Here is a 17,100-nt window from a genome sequence, read left to right as displayed (position 1 = left end):
CTTCCCGACTGACGATGCGGCGACAAAACTGATCTGGCTTGGACTGCGCAATATCACAGCAAACTGGGGGGCCGCGGCCCATGACTGGAAAAGTGCGATGAATCAATTCGCGATTCTGTACGGAGATCGATTTATCAGGCCGACCTGGTAAAAGCATGGCCTGCCTAACGGCAGGCCGTTAACGGCCCGCACACAAAATATCTGACAGTCCCTCGTCGACGGTAACAACGTCCAGCGATTCCCCGGTCGAGTCCTCGACAAACTGCTCCTGAGTCGCCAGCAATGCGCCCTGCACGGTCATCTGAATGAAAAAGGAAAACCAGACACCGAAAAACTTAACGCTGCATCCCCCACCGCTTCACCGTCACCCGCTCCAACGTGTCGAACACCAGGTTCTCCACCAGCAACCCGATCAGGATCACCACCGCCAACCCGGCAAAGACCTTGTCGGTGTACAGCTCATTGCGGTTCTGAAAGATGTACCAGCCCAACCCACCCTTGCCGCTGGTGGCGCCAAACACCAGTTCTGCGGCGATCAACGTGCGCCATGCAAACGCCCAGCCGATTTTCAACCCGGCGAGAATTGACGGCAGCGCGGCCGGAATCAGGATGAACAGCACGAAGCGCATGCCCTTGAGGCCGTAATTGCGCCCGGCCATGCGCAAGGTTTCCGAGACGCCGAGAAACCCGGCATAGGTGTTCAGGGCCAAGGCCCAAAGCACCGAATGCACCAGCACGAAAATCAGACTGTTCTGCCCCAGGCCGAACCACAGCAATGCCAACGGCAGCAACGCAATCGCCGGCAGCGGGTTGAACATCGAGGTCAATGTACTGAGCAGGTCGCGACCGAACTGGGTCGATACCGCGAGGGTGGTCAGCGCGAACGCCAGGACGATGCCGATCAGGTACCCCTTGAGCAACACCACCAACGAAATCCAGACTTTGCCCAGCAGTTCACCACTGAGCAAGCCGTCGTACAGCGCACTAGCGGTTTGCACAAAACTCGGCAGCAACAGGTCGTTGCCTTGAACCCGGGCGACCACTTCCCACAGCACCGCCAACAACACAAGAATCAGGCTTTTACGAATCCAGCCCTGCTGCCACAGGCGTTGACCGAGCGGCAATTCACGCTCCAGCGGTACGCTTGTCAGCGGCTGTAAAACGGTTTCAAACTCTTCACGCGCAGATGATAAATGGCTCATCGGGCAGTCCTCTCAATGGCTCAATAAGCGATGCGAATGTCGGCGAAATCCAGCTCGCGTGCGGTTTCCGGCGACTGGCCTTCATCGAACAACAACCGATGAATGCGCCGCGCCGATTCCTGGAAAGCCATGCCGCCAAGGCTGTGCAAATCGTATTGATGGCTGTGGACTTCCGCCCGCACGCGCCCAGGGTGTGGCGACAGCAGCAGAATGCGATTGCCCACCACCAGCGCTTCTTCGATGGAGTGGGTGACGAACAGCAACGTGAAGCGCACCTCCTCCCAGAGCAGCAGCAATTCTTCCTGCATCTTGCGGCGAGTCAGTGCATCGAGAGCGGCGAAGGGTTCGTCCATCAGCAGGATTTTCGGTTGCATCGCCAGCGCCCGGGCAATCGCCACGCGCGCTTTCATGCCGCCGGACAACGTGTGCGGATAGGCATCGGCAAACGCCGCCAGACCCACCTTGTCGAGGTAGTGCAGCGCCCGTTCTTCAGCCTCTTTGCGCTTCAGGGTTTTAGACGCCAGCAGCGGAAACATCACGTTCTGTTTGACGGTTTTCCACGGTGGCAGTTGATCGAATTCCTGGAACACCACGATCCGGTCCGGCCCCGGTGCGCTGACGGTCTGGCCTTGCAGGCGAATCTCGCCTTCACAGGGCTCAATGAACCCGGCGACCGCTTTGAGCAACGTCGATTTGCCGCAGCCGGAAGGGCCAAGCAATACGAAGCGGTCCGCCGGGTCGATTTCAAAACTGACTTGATGGGTCGCCCGAACCACACGCTGCGGCGTGCGGTATTCGAGGCTGACGTTGTCGACCGACAGCAGCGCCTGGGCTGCCGTGGCCGGATTGCTGACCGTGTGGCCTTGCAAAGGGGCGTTCATTTCGATCAGCTCCCTTGCAGTGGCTTGGTGTCCTGGAAGAAGTAGTCCTTCCACGAATCCGGTTTGTTTTTGATCGCGCCGACGCGGTAGAGGAATTCCGCCAACGGATAGGTATTTTTCGGTGTGACGCTGAATTCGAACTGTGGGTTGTCGATGATTTTCAGCAGCGCAGCGCGGTCGATTTTCGCGTTGGTGACCCGGATGTAAGTGTCGGCGGCCGCGCCTTTATCGTTCTGCGCAAATTCAGCCGCTTCAGACAGCGCGGCAATGAAGGCCTTGTAGGTTTTCGGGTTCTCGTCTCGGAATTTCTCGGTGGCGAACAGCACCGTCGGCGAGTTCGGGCCGAGCACGTCATAGGAGTTCAACACCACGTGGACGTTGGGATTGGCCAGCTCCTGATCCTGGAACGGCGGGTTGGAGAAGTGCCCGGACAACTCGGTGCCCCCGGCCACCAACGCCGCCGTGGCATCCGGGTGCGGAACGGCGATGGTGTACTTGTCGAGGCGATTGAATTCCTTGTCGCCCCACTGCTTGGCAGCTGCGTATTGCAGGAACCGCGATTGCACCGACACCCCCACCGCAGGCACCGCAATGCGGTCCTTTTCGGTGAAATCGGCGATGGTTTTGACCTTGGGATTGTTGCTCACCAGGTAGTAAGGGAAGTTGCCGAGGGAGGCCACGGCCTTGACGTTCTGCTTGCCGTGGGTGCGGTCCCAGATGGTCAACAGCGGGCCGACGCCCGCGCCAGCGATATCAATCGAGCCGGAGAGCAGCGCATCGTTGACCGCCGCGCCGCCGGACAGTTGAGTCCAGTCGACCTTGATGTCGATGCCTTCCTGCTTGCCGTACTTCTCGATCAGGTTCTGATCGCGCACCACGTTGAGCAACAGGTAGACGATGCCGAACTGCTCGGCGATGCGGATTTCACCTTCGGCGTGAGCTGCGGTGGGCGCCACCAGGCTACCGGCGATCAGGCTGAACCCCAGGCCAATGGCCGCCGCCAGTGGTGCAAATGGAAGACGTTTGGACATGATCAAATCTCCGACAAATCAGAAAGGCGCGTCGCCCTGGATGGTGGTGCGATACAGCTTGCGGCGCAGATGGCTTGGGCATCCGGCGGCAAGGTGAATCAGCGAGCGGTTGTCCCAAAACACCAGGTCGTGGGGCTGCCACTGATGGCGGTAGATGTTTTGCGGCAACACGCTGTGGGCGTAGAGTTCGTCGAGCAGTTGCTGGCTCTCGTCATCCGGCAAACCGACGATGCGGGTGGTGAACCCTTCGCTGACAAATAACGCCTTGCGGCCGTTTTCCGGATGGGTGCGCACAATCGGGTGAACCACTTCGGCGACCTGAGCCAGTTGCTCGGGCGTCAATGTCGGACGCCAGTTGCCTTCGAATTTGGTCTCGCTGTAGCGCGCCGTGTAGGAGTGCGCCGCCGAGCGGCCTTCAACCGCATTGCGCAAGGCTTGCGGCAGGTTGTCCCAGGCGTTGTGCATATCGGCGAACAAGGTGTCGCCGCCCTCGGACGGCAGCTCCTGTGCGTGCAGCATCGAACCCAGGCTGGGCAGTTCTTTGTAGGAAAGGTCGGAGTGCCAGAACTTGCCAGCGTCGCCGAGACCGATGGATTGGCCGTTTTCGATGATGTTGGAAACGATGAGGATTTCCGGATGCCCGGCCAGCAGGAATTGTTTGAGCACGTGAATCTGCAACACACCAAAACGACGACTGAAGGCGATTTGCTGCTCGGGGGTAATGCGCTGTTCGCGGAACACCACGACGTGATGATCCAGGTGCGCGCGGTGGATGCGGGCGAAGTCCTGGTCATTGATCGGGCGAGACAGGTCGAGACCGATAATTTCGGCACCGACAGCGCCACTGAACGGGCGGATGTCGAAGGTTTGTGGCGCGATGCCTTGAGCGGCATGCCCTGAAGAGAAAGAGACGGCTGACATAAAAATCACTCCCACGCACGGCACGCTCAAGGGCGCGCACGTCGATCAAGAAACTCACGGAGGTCCCGTGTTGGTTCGTGTCGTGCGGCGCGCCGATTGGTCGGCAGGTACGCAGGAGAGTGACTTTATAGATATAAGAATTGAAATTTAAATACCGTTAGCGAATAACGATATGGCTTTTGAGGTGTGTTGTCCTTGGCGCCGCCATCGCGAGCAAGCTCGGCTCCTACAGGAATTACCGGCGGCATTCCCACGCAGAGCGTGGGAACGATCATAACGCGATCCCTGTAGGAGCCGAGCTTGCTCGCGATGAGGCCGGCAGCCACAACCGGGAACTACCGCTCGTGCAGCGCCTCAGCCCGCGCCCGAATGATCGGCTTGAGCAAATAGCTGAGCACCGACTTCTTGCCGGTGATGATATCCACCGACGCCACCATCCCTGGAATGATCAACAGCGGCTTTTCATCTGTCCCCAAGTGGCTGCGATCGGTGCGCAGCTTGATGATGTAGTACGTGGTTTTCTTGTCTTCATCGGTGATGGTGTCGGCACCGATCTGTTCGAGCTTGGCTTTGAGCCCACCATAAATGGTGTAGTCGTACGCCGTGAACTTCACCGTCGCCTCTTGCCCCGGGTGCAGGAAGGCGATGTCTTGCGGGCGGATTTTTGCCTCGACCAGCAAGGTGTCGTCCAGCGGCACGATTTCCACCAGGTCGCTGCCCGGCTGGATCACGCCGCCAATGGTGTTCACCAGCAACTTGTTGACGATGCCGCGCACCGGCGATGTCACCAGCGTCCGGCTGACCCGGTCTTCCAGCGCTTTGCCGGTGGCCTGGGCCTTGTTCAGATCGGTGCGCGCTTCGTTGAGTTGGGTCAGGGCTTCACTGCGGAATTTGCCGCGCGTCTCGTCGATCTTGCGCTGCACTTCCTTGATCGCCGATTCGGCGCGAGGAATGGCCAGCGTCGTGGCGTCCAGTTGCCCGCGGGTTTCGACTTCGGCGCGCTTGAGTCGCAACACCTCGACCGGCGACACCGCGCCCTGGGCCACCAGCGGCTCGGACATGCTGATTTCCTGACGTTGCAACGCCAGACCATTTCGGTACTGCGACTGCTTGGAGGTGAACTCGCGCAGCTCTTGCTGACGCTGGATCAACTGCTCCTGCAAACCACCGATTTCATCGTGCAGTTGCTGGCGACGGCTGGTGTACAGCGACTCTTCACTGGCGGCCTGACCGGGTACGGCTTTGAGCACATCGGCCGGAAAATTCAGCGGTCGGTCGTCGACTTCCGCGCTCAAGCGCTCCACCCGCAGCAACATCGACAAGCGATCCGCTTCGGTTTCACCGACATTGGAGGCAAAGCGCGTGTCGTCCAGGCGAAGAAGCGGCGCACCCGCCTCAACGATCTGCCCTTCCTTGACGAACAGTTCGGAGACGATACCGCCTTCAAGGTTCTGGATTTTCTGGATCTTGGACGAAGGAATCGCCTTGCCGTCGCCCTTGGTGACCTCATCGATCACGGCGTAATTGGCCCAGAGCATCAGGAACACGAAGAAGGCGATGATCGCCCAGATCGTCAGCCGCACCACACGCGGCGCGTCTTCGATCAGGGCTTTTTTAACCTCGGGCAATGGCTGCTCATGCAGCGACTCGGAGCCTTTGAAGTAACGACCGATAGAATCCTTGAAACCCGTCTTAAGCAACACTGATCTGCCCCTTCTTCAACGCTTCCATCACGGCGGCTTTCGGGCCATCGGCGAGAATCTGTCCACGGTCGATAACGATCAGGCGGTCCACCAACGACAACAGTGACGCCCTGTGCGTGACCAGCACCACGGTCTTGCTTTCAATCACCGCCGCGAGGCGTTGTTTGAGGCGTTCTTCGCCGGTGTTATCCATGGCGCTAGTGGGTTCGTCGAGCAGCAGCACCGGCGGGTCGAGCAGCAATGCGCGGGCCAGCGCAACGTTCTGGCGCTGACCGCCGGACAGGTTCTGCCCACGCTCACCGACTTGCAGTTCATAGCCTTGCGGGTGCAGGCGAGCGAACTCATGCACGCCTGCCAGTTCGGCGGCTTGCAGGACCAATTCGTCTTCGACATAACGTGCGCCCGACACCAGGTTGTCGCGCAAGGTGCCTGCCAGCAATTGGATGTCCTGGGCCACGTAGCCGATGTTGTGGCGCAATTCGCTCACGTCGATCTGCCGGATATCGACGCCATCCACCAACAGCGCGCCGTCGTCCGGCTGATACAGCCCAACCACCAGTTTGGCCAGAGAGCTTTTGCCCGAACCGCTGCGCCCGATGATGCCAATCTTCTCGCCCGGTTTGATGGTCAGGTTGATGTTTTTCAGCGCCAGGTTCTGCTGGCCCGGGTAGGTGAAATTCAACTGCCGGCACTCGATGGCACCTTGCAGTGTCTTGCGGCTCAGTGGGCGCTCTTCGAAGTTGCGCTCTTGCGGCAGCTCCATCATTTGATCGACCGAGGTCATGGTCACTCGCGCCTGCTGGTAACGGGTCAGCAGGCCGGACAACGAAGCCAGCGGGCTGAGGGCGCGACCGCTGAGCATGTAGCAGGCAATCAGGCCGCCCATGCTCAGGTTGCCGGCGATGATCTGGTACACGCCGAAGACGATCATGATCACCCCGGCCAGTTGCTGGATCAGCAAGGTGATGTTCATCGCCAGGCCGGAGAGCATTTTCACCCGCAGTTCGAGGCGACTGAGGGTGCCGATGGTCTGCTCCCACTGATACTGGCGTTCGCTTTCGGCGTTGTTGACCTTCACCGCGTCAAGGCCGGCAAGGGTTTCGATCAGGCTCGATTGCCGCTCGGCGCCCAGGGCCATGGTTCGTTCCATGGTCGCCACCAGCGGTTTCTGCAGGGCATAACCGATCAACAAGGCAATCGGGAATGCCAGCACCGGAATCCACACCAGGTGCCCGCCGAGAATGGCAATGACCATGAAGATCAGCAGCGTAAACGGCAGATCGATCAGGCTGGTCAGTGTCAACGAGGCGAGGAAGTCGCGCAGGCTCTGAAACTCATGGATGTTCTGGGCGAAGCTGCCGACCCGGGCCGGTCGGTATTTCATGGCCATACCGACGATGCGTTCGAACAACGTGGCGGAGATGATCAGGTCGGTTTTTTTACCGGCCAGGTCCAGGCACAGGCTGCGCAAGCTTTTGAGGATCAGGTCGAACAAATAAGCGCCAGTGATGCCGATGGCCAAGACCCACAGGGTCGATTCGGCCTGGTTCGGTACAACGCGGTCGTAGACGTTCATCACGAACAGCGGCGCGGCCATGGCGATGATGTTGATCAGGAAACTCGCGGCGATGGCGTCGGCGTACAGCCAGCGCGAGCGCTTGAGGGTGTCGCGAAACCACGAGCGCGCGCGCGGGATCAGCGTGCCGTGATTGACGTCGAATTTATGCTGGGGTTGGGCGAAAAACACTTTGCCGGTGTAGTCGTCGGCCAGCAATTGGCGGCTGACAACACTTTCGCCACCATCGCTTTCGCTGAGCAACACGCGAGCCTGATCGTCACCCTGCCAGCCGAGGAGAACGGCGCTGCGACCCTCCTTGAGTAACAGCAACGCCGGCATCGCGATCGCCGGGATCTGCTCAAGCTTGCGTTGCAACACCCGCCCTTGCAGGCCGGCGCGCGCGGCTGCGCGGGGCAGCAATTCGACGCTCAGGTGTTGCTTGGGCAACGGCAGGCCGGTGGTCAACATCGCGGCGCTGGCCGGCTTCTGATGCAGAGTGCAGAGGGCTAGCAAGCCATCCAGTAACGGATCGTCATGCAGCGTGCGTGGATCATGGATGAGTTCGACTCGACTGACTTCTGATTCCACGCTCGACACTCTTGGCTAACGGTAAAAAGGGAGGACTCAATTCATCCCGGGGAGCTGAACCTGCGGCTTCACGTTGTTCCGCACAATGGCGGCCAACAGTGCGACCACTCCCTGGCCCTTGAGCAACTTGCCCATGGTCGCCTTGATTCGGTATTGAGTAAATAAATGAATGTTTTTGATCTCCGCGGATTATTGACGCCCCACTTCACTGGACGTCGAAAAGCCGTCGAAAACCTTTTGTGACAAACGCAAATTCGACTCGCTACGGTTCAGTGTCTCCCAACGACTATTATTTGAAGCCTCTCGCGTAGTGACGTTGTCACTGTCGTCACGAACATAACCGCCCAGCAGGTCAACCCGTGGAAGGTATCCCCCTTTAACCGCCTTTAACTGATAATCCGCGGCTAATCGACTATTAACACCTGCCTGGATTTCCGAATGGACATCCAGCGCCTGTTGCATGGTCTGCGCAATGGCTGTGCCTCAACAAACGTGGCGGCTAGAGCAAAGGGTAAAGCCTTGAACAGTTGCAGACGGACGGTTCGAATTCCCGCAATTACTTGTCGTGAATCACCTCACAACGCACGGCCGCGGCGGATGATGGCATCTGGCGCGACCGTATGTCGGAAAGTTTAAAGTTCGAACTGGATCACACTCGGCAGGACAACTCCGCAGGCAAATATCAATGTGACATTACGGGGTCGAGTGTTTAGGATGACAACTGCAAGGTCAATAGTTTGGCATATAGTTAATAGCGAAAAAACATAGACGGTTTATTGACGAATAGCCGCGTCAAAGTTGCGTCTACCCTGTTTCAATGTACGCCAGGACTGGTCAGGCAAAAGAGCCGGCAGGTCATGGAAGTCAACTGAATGCGTTACCCGGAGAGTCTTCAATGAGCAGTGTTGTTGCCATCGTCAAAAGCATTGTTGGTCAAGTTTTCGCGGTGTCCCCTGAGGGCGTCCGTCGTGTACTCGTTGAAGGCGATCGGCTGTTGGTTGGCGATCAGATAGACACTGGCGCATCGGGTGCCGTAACGCTCGAACTGGCTGATGGCCGGACCCTGGACCTGGGCCGCGATACCCAGTGGAGCGGCAGCCAGCCAGACTCCGGCGCCGACCTTGCGCAAGCGACCGCTCAAGCCGCACCGTCGGTTGACGAACTGCAACAAGCCATCGTGGCCGGTGCCGACCCGACCACCGACCTCGAAGCCACCGCCGCCGGCCCTACCGCTGCCGGCACGGGCGGCGCGGCAGGTGGGGGCCACAGTTTCGTGATGCTGGATGCAACCGCTGGCCGGGTGGACCCGACCATTGGTTTCCCGACCGCAGGCTTTGGCACCGCGGCTTTGGCTGCACAGGACACCTTCGGCGGCCAGACAGCCGACACCAACCCGAACCTGCAACGTGAGTCGACCCTGAGCCTGAGCGCCACGCCGACCATCACCGAGGCCGGCGGCGTACTGGTTTACACCGCGACCCTGACCCAGGCGCCGCTGACCGACCTGACCATCACCTTGTCCAACGGCGCAGTGATCGTCATCCCGGCCGGCCAATTGACGGGCACCGTCAACGTGCCATTCGCGCCGAACGACACCGTTTATAACGACCCGACCCGGATCGACGTGACCGTTACCGGCACCACAGGCGGCAACGGCATCATCGTCACCCCGCCGACAACGCCAGCCGTGACCCAGGTCACCGACACCGTCGACACCACCACCGTCACCCTGAGCGCTGCCGCCAGCGTGACCGAAGGCGGCGTGATCACGTACACCGCGACCCTGACCAACCCGGCTCAGACCCCGGTGACCATCACCCTGTCCAACGGCTCGACCATCACCATCGACGCCGGCAACACCACGGGCACTGTCAACGTGCCTACCGCCGCCAACGACGTCTATAACAATGGCAGCACCGTCACCACCACGATTACCGGCGCCACGGGCGGCAACTTCGAGAACCTGGTGTCGAGTACGACACCGGCCGTGACCACCATCACCGACTCCAGGGACGACACAGGCCTCAGCCTGTCGGCGTCCTCCGAAGTGGCCGAAGGCGGCCAGATTCTGTACACCGCGACCCTGACCAATCCGGCCGGCACGCCAGTCACCGTGACCTTGAACAACGGCGCGGTCATTACCATCGCAGCGGGCGCGACCACGGGCAGCGTGAGCGTCCCGGCGCCAGCTGATGATGTCTACAAAGACGCTGGCAAAGTCGAAGTGACCATCAAGGACGCCACCGGCGGCAACTTCGAAAATCTGGTCAAAGACCCGGCGGCCGCGGTCACCAGCGTCACCGACACCCTCGACACTTCGACCGTCACCCTGACCGCCACCAGCAGCGTGGCCGAGGGCGGAACTGTGGTTTACACCGCATCGGTCGGTGCTCCGGTCACCGGTTCGCCCGTGATCGTGACCCTGGCCAACGGTCAGACCATCACCATCGACATTGGTAAAAGCAGCGGCACCGTCAATGCCGTGGTCTCGAACGATGTGGTCAATGGTCACGCACCGGTCACCAACTCGATCACCAACGTCAGCGGTGGCAATTACGAAAATCTGGTCGCCGACAAGACACCGGTCAGCACCAGCGTGACCGACACCATCGACACCACCACCGTATCGCTGACCGCTACCGGCAACGTCAACGAGGGTGGCTCGATTGTATACACCGCGACCCTGACCAACCCTGCCGGCACGCCAGTGACCGTGACTTTGAGCAACGGCGCGACCATCACCATCGATGCCGGTAAAACCACCGGCACCGTGAAGGTCGATGCGCCGAAAGATGACGTCTATAAAGACGCTGGCAAAGTGGAAGTCACCATCAAGGATGCCGCGGGTGGCAACTTCGAAAACCTGGTCAAGGATCCGGCCCCGGCCGTGACCAACGTGGCTGATACCACCAACACCACACGCCTGACCCTCAGTGCTGACATAGCGGTGCTCGAAGGCTCGCACATCACCTACACCGCCACCCTGACCAATGCCGCGCAAACCCCGGTGACCATCAAGCTGAGCAACGGCGAGACCATCACCATTGCCGCCGGCCAGACCAAAGGCTCGGTGACCATCGCGGCGCCTGCCGACGATGTCTACAGGGACCCGGCCTTGCTCACCGTGAAGGTGACCGACGCCAGCGGCGGCAACTTCGAGAAGCTCGACGTCAGCAAGGGGTCCGTCACGACCATCGTCCTTGACACCATCAACACGACGTCGCTGTCGCTGTCGGCGAGCCACACCGTCAGCGAAGGTGGCCAGATCACTTACACCGCAACCCTGAGCAATCCGACAGACACGGCCATGACCGTGAAGTTGAGCAACGGCGCGGTCATACAGATCGCCGCTGGCGCTGCCAGCGGTTCGGTCATCGTCGCTGCACCGGCTGACACGCCGTACGTCGATGGCGGCAAAGTCGCGGCGATCATTGTCGGCCAAAGCGGTGGCAACTTCGAAAACGTCGCGGTCAATTACGCGCCAGCGGTCACCACCGTTGCCGATACGAAAGACACCACCGGCCTGACACTGAGCGCCACCGGTTCGGTCGCCGAGGGCGGCTCGATTATCTACACCGCGACCCTGACGAATGCCGCGGGTTCCGCTATGAGTGTGACGCTCAGCAACGGCGCCGTGATCAACATTGCGAAGGGCGCCACCACCGGCTCGGTGAATTTCGCCGCGCCCAAGGATGATGTATACAAGGACGCCGGCAAAGTCGACGCCAGCATCACCAAAACCACCGGGGGCAACTTCGAAAACCTGGTGGTCGACAAGACACCAGCCGTCACCGACGTGACCGACACCATCAACAACAGCACCGTATCCCTGACCGCCACGGCGCACACGGCCGAAGGCGGCAACGTCGTGTACACCGCGTCCGTCACTGCGCCGGTCACTGGCCAGGCCGTGGTCGTCACTTTGGCCAACGGTGAAAAAATCACTATCGCGGTCGGTGAAAGCAGTGCCTCGATCACCGTCAAAGCCCCGAACGATGTGCTGGTCGGCCACGATCCATTGACCAACGCCATTACCAAAGTGACCGGTGGCAACTACGAGAATCTGGTCGCCGACAAAACCCCGACCTCGACCGCCATCAGCGATACCGTGGACACCACCAAGGTGACCATGACCGCCAGCAACTATGTGGTCGAGGGCGGCACCATCACCTATACCGTCAACCTCAGCAACGCCGCCGGCACTGACATGACGGTCAAGTTGAGCAACGGCGAGAGCGTCGTGGTCAAGGCTGGCGACAAGTCGGGTTCCATCACCGTTTCGGCGCCGGGCGATGACGTCTACAAGGACGGCAGCAAGATCACCGTCGGCATCGCCAGCACCAGCGGCGGCAATTTCGAGAAGCTCGACGTCAGCCAGACCACGCACACCACCACCGTCAATGACACCATCGACACCACGACGCTGAAGCTCAGCGCAGACGTGAGCACCGTCGGCGAAGGTGGCCAGATCATCTACACCGCCACCCTGAGCCACCCGGCCGACACGGCAATGACCGTGACGCTGAACAATGGCCTGGTGATCAACATCAAGGCCGGCGAATCCAGCGGTTCGGTGCCGTACACCGTGCCGAATGACATCTACACCGGCGCACCGGACGTGCGCGCAGCCATCGCGAACAGCACTGGCGGCAATTTCGAAAAACTCGACACCGACCGCTCGGCCGTCGTCACCAAAGTCACTGACACCGCCGACACCACCAACCTGACCCTCAGCGCCAGCGGTTCGGTGCAGGAAGGCGGGCAGATCGTCTACACCGCGACCTTGTCCCATGCCGCTGGCAGCGACATGACTGTGAAGCTGAGCAACGGCGCGATCATCACCATCCTCAAGGATGCGGTGTCTGGCCACGTCAGCGTGGACGCACCGAAAAACGACGTCTACCTGGATGCCGGCAAAGTCACCGCCAGCATCGACCAAGTCAGCGGCGGCAAGTTTGAAAGCCTGGTGCCGGACAAGTCCCTGGTCACCACGAACATCACTGACAGCATCAACGACGTGGTCGCCAAGCTGACGGTGGATAACGCCAGCGTCACCGAAGGCGGCAAGATCACTTACACCGTGACCCTGACCAACGCCGATGGCTTGCCGGTCAATAATCACGGTGACCTGACCTTTACTTTGACTGACGGCACCGTGGTCAAAGTGGCGGCCAACCAAACCAGCGGCAACACCGTGGTGACCACCCAGGACAACCACGTCATCAACCAGCCGGTGACAGTGGTCAATCAACTAACGGGCGTTTCGGGCACCAACACCTTCGAAAACCTGGTACTGAGTACCGACAAGACCAGCGTCACCCTCCTCGACAACGACCACGCGCCAGTGTCCATCGGTGGCGCTGTCACCGGCCTCGAAGACTCGACCATCACCCTGAGCTGGAACGATTTCAAGGTCACCGACGTCGATAACGACAGCCCGCTCGGCATCACCATCACTCAGGTATCGGGCGGTGGCACCCTGCTGTTCAATGGCGTGCAGGTCATCTTGGGCCAGACCATCAGCCAGGCGGATATCGCGCTGGGCAAACTGACCTTTGTACCCGCCGCCAATGAATCAGGCGCCGACGGTTATGGCGGTACCAGCGTTGGCAACAAGGCGTTGGACTACGCGCAGATTCAGTTCAAACCTACCGACGGCTTCAACCAGGGCACTGAAGCGACCTTGAAAGTCGACATCACCCCGGTGGCTGACGCACCAACGCTGAACGTCACCGGCAACAACGTTGCCTCGACGGGGTTGATCAAAGAGGTCTGGACCGGCCTGTCGGGCCTCGGCACCGATGGCAGCGGCGCGGCTACGGGCACGCTGAAAAGTGTCATCGATGCTGCAGGCACACCGAATTCCAGCAGCACCGTCAGTAACGTGCAATCCGGCGGTGATGTGGCCCAAGGCACGGCGTCGAAAACTTCCGGCCTGATCTATCTCGAAGCCGGTAAGACCTACACCTTCAGCGGCACTGGCGATGACAGCCTGCTGGTGACCATTGGTGGCAAGAACATCGCGGCCACTACATGGGGCGCCGGGGCCAACCTGAACGGTTCGTTCACACCGTCTGCCAGTGGCTACTACACGCTGGACATCTACCACCATAACCAGAATGGCCCGGGCAACTACGACGTCAACCTGTCGGTCAACGGCAGTCCGGCGATCGACCTGAGCAGCGCTGGCGTGCCGCTCTACACCGGTGTTACCGACCTTACCCATGCCGGCGTGACGGTTTCCGACCTGCACGGCAGCAAGGGTGAAGGCTACTACGACGGCTACAAACTCAACGAAGGCGCGCAGGGGACCAGCGTTCACCTGTCCGCCATCAACACGGCACTGACCGACACCGACGGCTCCGAAACCCTCAGCGTGAAGATCAGCGGCATTCCGGCCGGCTCGGTCCTCACCGATGGCGCCGGCCACACCTTCACCGCGACCGCGACCTCCGGCGAAGCCAACGTCACTGGCTGGAACCTCGGCACCCTGACCGTGACCCCGTCGGCGAACTACAACGGCCAGTTCAACCTGACCGTGACCTCAACGTCCACCGAGACCCTCGGCGGTTCGGCGCCAAGTACCGCGACGATCCCGGTCACGGTTTACCCGACGGCCTCCGTCAGCGAAGTGGTTGCGACCCTCACCGTGGATAAATCCACCGTGGCCGAAGGTGGCCAGATCACGTACACCGTGACCCTGGCCAACAAAGACGGGATCGCCATCGATAACCACGATGCGCTGACCTTCAAGTTGACTGACGGCACCATCATTACCGTTCCGGCCAACAGCACCAGCGGTTCCGCAACCGTGGTCGCCCACGACGATGTGTACAACGGTGGTCAGCCTTCGCTGGTCAATAAGCTGGAAACTGTCTCCGGTGGCAACGAGAAGTTCGGGCCGACGCTGGATAAAACTCAGTTGACCACCACCGTCACCGACGAGCCTTCGGGTCAGGGTGATCAGACCACCGTGGGTATCAGCGGCACGACGTCGGTGGATGAAGGCCACGCTGCGCATTACACGCTAACGCTGAGCAACACCGCTCAGACTGAAGTGACAGTCACCCTGAAATACAGCGGCACCGCGACCAATGGCGTGGACTACACCGGTGTGGTCAACGTCAAGATTCCGGCCAACAGCAACAGCGTCGGTTTCGATATCAACACCCTTCATGACAAGCTGGCCGAAGGCACCGAGAACTTCAAGATCGCCATTGACTCGGTCAGCGGCGGTAACTTTGAAAACCTGGTTATCGACTCGGCCCACCAAGATGTCAGCACCAACATCACCGACCACGACCACGCCCCAGTGGCAGTCGGCGGCGCTGTCACCGGTGTCGAAGATACGGCCATCACCTTGGCCTGGGACAACTTTCACGTCACCGACGTCGATAATGACAGCCCGCTCGGCATTACCATCACCCAGGTATCGGGCGGTGGCACCCTGCTGTTCAACGGCGTGCAGGTCACCTTGGGCCAGACCATCAGCCAGGCCGATATCGCGCTGGGCAAACTGACCTTTGTGCCCGCCGCCAATGAATCGGGCACCGACGGTTATGGCGGAACGGGTGTAGGCAACAAAGCGGCGGATTACGCGCAGATCAAATTCACGCCTACCGACGGTTTCAACCACGGCACTGAAGCGACGGTGAAAATCGACATCACGCCGGTGTCGGACACGCCGACCCTCACTGTCGACAGCAACACCGTCACCTCCACGGGCCTGATCAAAGAGGTCTGGACCGGCTTGTCGGGCCTGGGCACCGATGGCAACGGCGCGGCTACAAGCACGCTGAAAAGTGTCATCGACGGCGCGGGTTCACCGAACTCCAGCAGCACCGTCAGCAACGTGCAATCGAGTGGCGATGTGGCGGCTGGCACCGCGTCGAAAACGTCGGGCCTGATTTACCTCGAAGCCGGCAAGACCTACACCTTCAGCGGCACCGGCGATGACAGCTTGCTAGTGACCATTGGCGGCAAGAACGTCGCAGCCACAACGTGGGGCGCGGGGGCCAACCTGAACGGCTCGTTCACCCCGAGCACCAGTGGTTACTACACGCTGGACATCTACCATCACAACCAGAACGGCCCGGGCAACTATGACGTCAACCTGTCGGTCAACGGCAGCCCGGCGATCGACCTGGGCAGCGCTGGCGTTGCGCTGTATACCGGCGTTGCCGACCTTACCCACGCCGGCTTGACGGTTTCCGACCTGCACGGCAGCAATGGCGAAGGCTACTACGACGGTTACACGTTCAATGCGGGTGCCGAAGACACCAGCATTCAACTGTCTGCAATCAAGGCAGCACTGACCGACACCGACGGTTCCGAAAGCCTGAGCGTGAAAATCAGCGGCATCCCGGCAGGCTCGGTCCTCACCGATGGCGCGCCGGGCCACACCTTCACCATGAACGGCACCGGAACCTTCGGCGAAGCCAATGTCACCGGCTGGAACCTGGCCACGCTCAAACTGACACCGCCGACGAACTTCAATGGCGACATCAACCTGACCGTAACGGCCACCGCCCAGGACGGCACTGCCGCTCCAGCCAGCACCTCGGTGCCACTGGTGATACACGTGGCCCCGGTCGATGACCCGAGCGTCCTGATCCAGGACACCAGCACGGTCACTGAAGACCACGCAGCCACAGGCAACGTGCTCGAAAATGACCACGATGTCGACAACACGCTGAGTGTCGCGACATTCACCGTACAAGGTGTCACCGGTGTCTTTAACGCGGGTCAAAGCGCGCCAATTGACGGGATCGGCAAGGTGACTATCGGCGCCAACGGCGACTACACCTTCACCCCTGCGCAAAACTGGAACGGCACCGCGCCGACCATCACCTACGCCACTAACACTGGCTCCACCAGCACGCTCAACATCACCGTCACGCCGGTCAACGACGCGCCGACCGTCAATTCCACTTTCGCCCAAGGTGATGAAGATCATTTGATCGCCGTGCAGCTCGGCGGCAATGACATTGACGGCAACATCGATCACTTCACCCTGACCAGCTTGACAGCCAAGGGCAGTTTTTACGCGGACGCCGCCGGGACCATTGCGTTGACCACCAGCAGCGTGATCGCCGCCACCGGCAACGGCGCAACGGTTTACTTCAAGCCCACCGCCGACTGGAGTGGCACCACCAGCTTCACTTACAAAGCGACCGACGACGGTGGCCTGCCTTCTGCGTCTTCGGCGACCGGCAC

The 17,100-nt window shown here is 60.4% G+C and carries 6 protein-coding genes and 5 pseudogenes; 4 read left to right on the top strand and 7 right to left on the bottom strand.

Annotated elements, in window-relative coordinates; translation table 11 throughout:
* Positions 1–151, top strand: a pseudogene (locus tag AC1D2P_RS18975) (IS256 family transposase); the annotation flags it as partial.
* Between the two features lie 184 nt (positions 152–335).
* Here the strand turns inward: AC1D2P_RS18975 and AC1D2P_RS18970 are convergent.
* From AC1D2P_RS18970 to AC1D2P_RS18940, 7 genes and pseudogenes are all read right to left on the bottom strand, one after another.
* A complete protein-coding gene (locus AC1D2P_RS18970; RefSeq protein ID WP_077430941.1) occupies positions 336–1,202 on the bottom strand; it encodes an ABC transporter permease in 867 nt (288 codons plus the stop codon).
* Positions 1,203–1,222: 20 nt separating this feature from the next.
* Complete coding sequence (locus AC1D2P_RS18965; protein ID WP_109788060.1) at positions 1,223–2,083, bottom strand: ABC transporter ATP-binding protein; 861 nt, start codon at positions 2,081–2,083, stop codon at positions 1,223–1,225.
* A gap of 5 nt (positions 2,084–2,088) precedes the next feature.
* On the bottom strand, positions 2,089–3,114 hold the full coding sequence (locus AC1D2P_RS18960) for an ABC transporter substrate-binding protein (RefSeq protein WP_109788059.1): 1,026 nt from the start codon (positions 3,112–3,114) through the stop codon (positions 2,089–2,091).
* A gap of 18 nt (positions 3,115–3,132) precedes the next feature.
* Positions 3,133–4,035: a TauD/TfdA dioxygenase family protein gene (locus AC1D2P_RS18955; protein ID WP_109788058.1), complete on the bottom strand. Its 903-nt coding sequence runs from the start codon at positions 4,033–4,035 to the stop codon at positions 3,133–3,135.
* Between the two features lie 335 nt (positions 4,036–4,370).
* A complete protein-coding gene (locus tag AC1D2P_RS18950; RefSeq protein WP_046033207.1) occupies positions 4,371–5,738 on the bottom strand; it encodes an HlyD family type I secretion periplasmic adaptor subunit in 1,368 nt (455 codons plus the stop codon).
* Positions 5,728–7,884 (bottom strand): type I secretion system permease/ATPase, encoded by a 2,157-nt coding sequence (locus AC1D2P_RS18945; RefSeq protein ID WP_109788057.1) that lies wholly within the window; start codon positions 7,882–7,884, stop codon positions 5,728–5,730. The genes AC1D2P_RS18950 and AC1D2P_RS18945 overlap by 11 nt, the downstream gene beginning before the upstream one ends.
* A gap of 192 nt (positions 7,885–8,076) precedes the next feature.
* Positions 8,077–8,432 (bottom strand): annotated as a pseudogene (locus tag AC1D2P_RS18940) (TolC family outer membrane protein); the annotation flags it as partial.
* 269 nt (positions 8,433–8,701) lie between these two features.
* On the opposite strand from AC1D2P_RS18940, the pseudogene AC1D2P_RS18935 reads away from it, so the two are divergent.
* The 3 pseudogenes from AC1D2P_RS18935 to AC1D2P_RS18925 all read left to right on the top strand — a co-directional run.
* Positions 8,702–9,208 (top strand): annotated as a pseudogene (locus AC1D2P_RS18935) (retention module-containing protein); the annotation flags it as partial.
* A pseudogene (locus AC1D2P_RS18930) lies at positions 9,185–14,815 on the top strand (immunoglobulin-like domain-containing protein); the annotation flags it as partial. The pseudogenes AC1D2P_RS18935 and AC1D2P_RS18930, both read left to right, overlap by 24 nt.
* A gap of 42 nt (positions 14,816–14,857) precedes the next feature.
* Positions 14,858–17,086 (top strand): annotated as a pseudogene (locus AC1D2P_RS18925) (Ig-like domain-containing protein); the annotation flags it as partial.
* Between the last annotated feature and the right edge of the window lie 14 nt (positions 17,087–17,100).

Source organism: Pseudomonas sp. P1_F1_2 (assembly GCF_056405815.1).
Note: the sequence above shows the minus strand (reverse complement) of the source record. Positions and strands in the feature narration are given on the sequence as shown.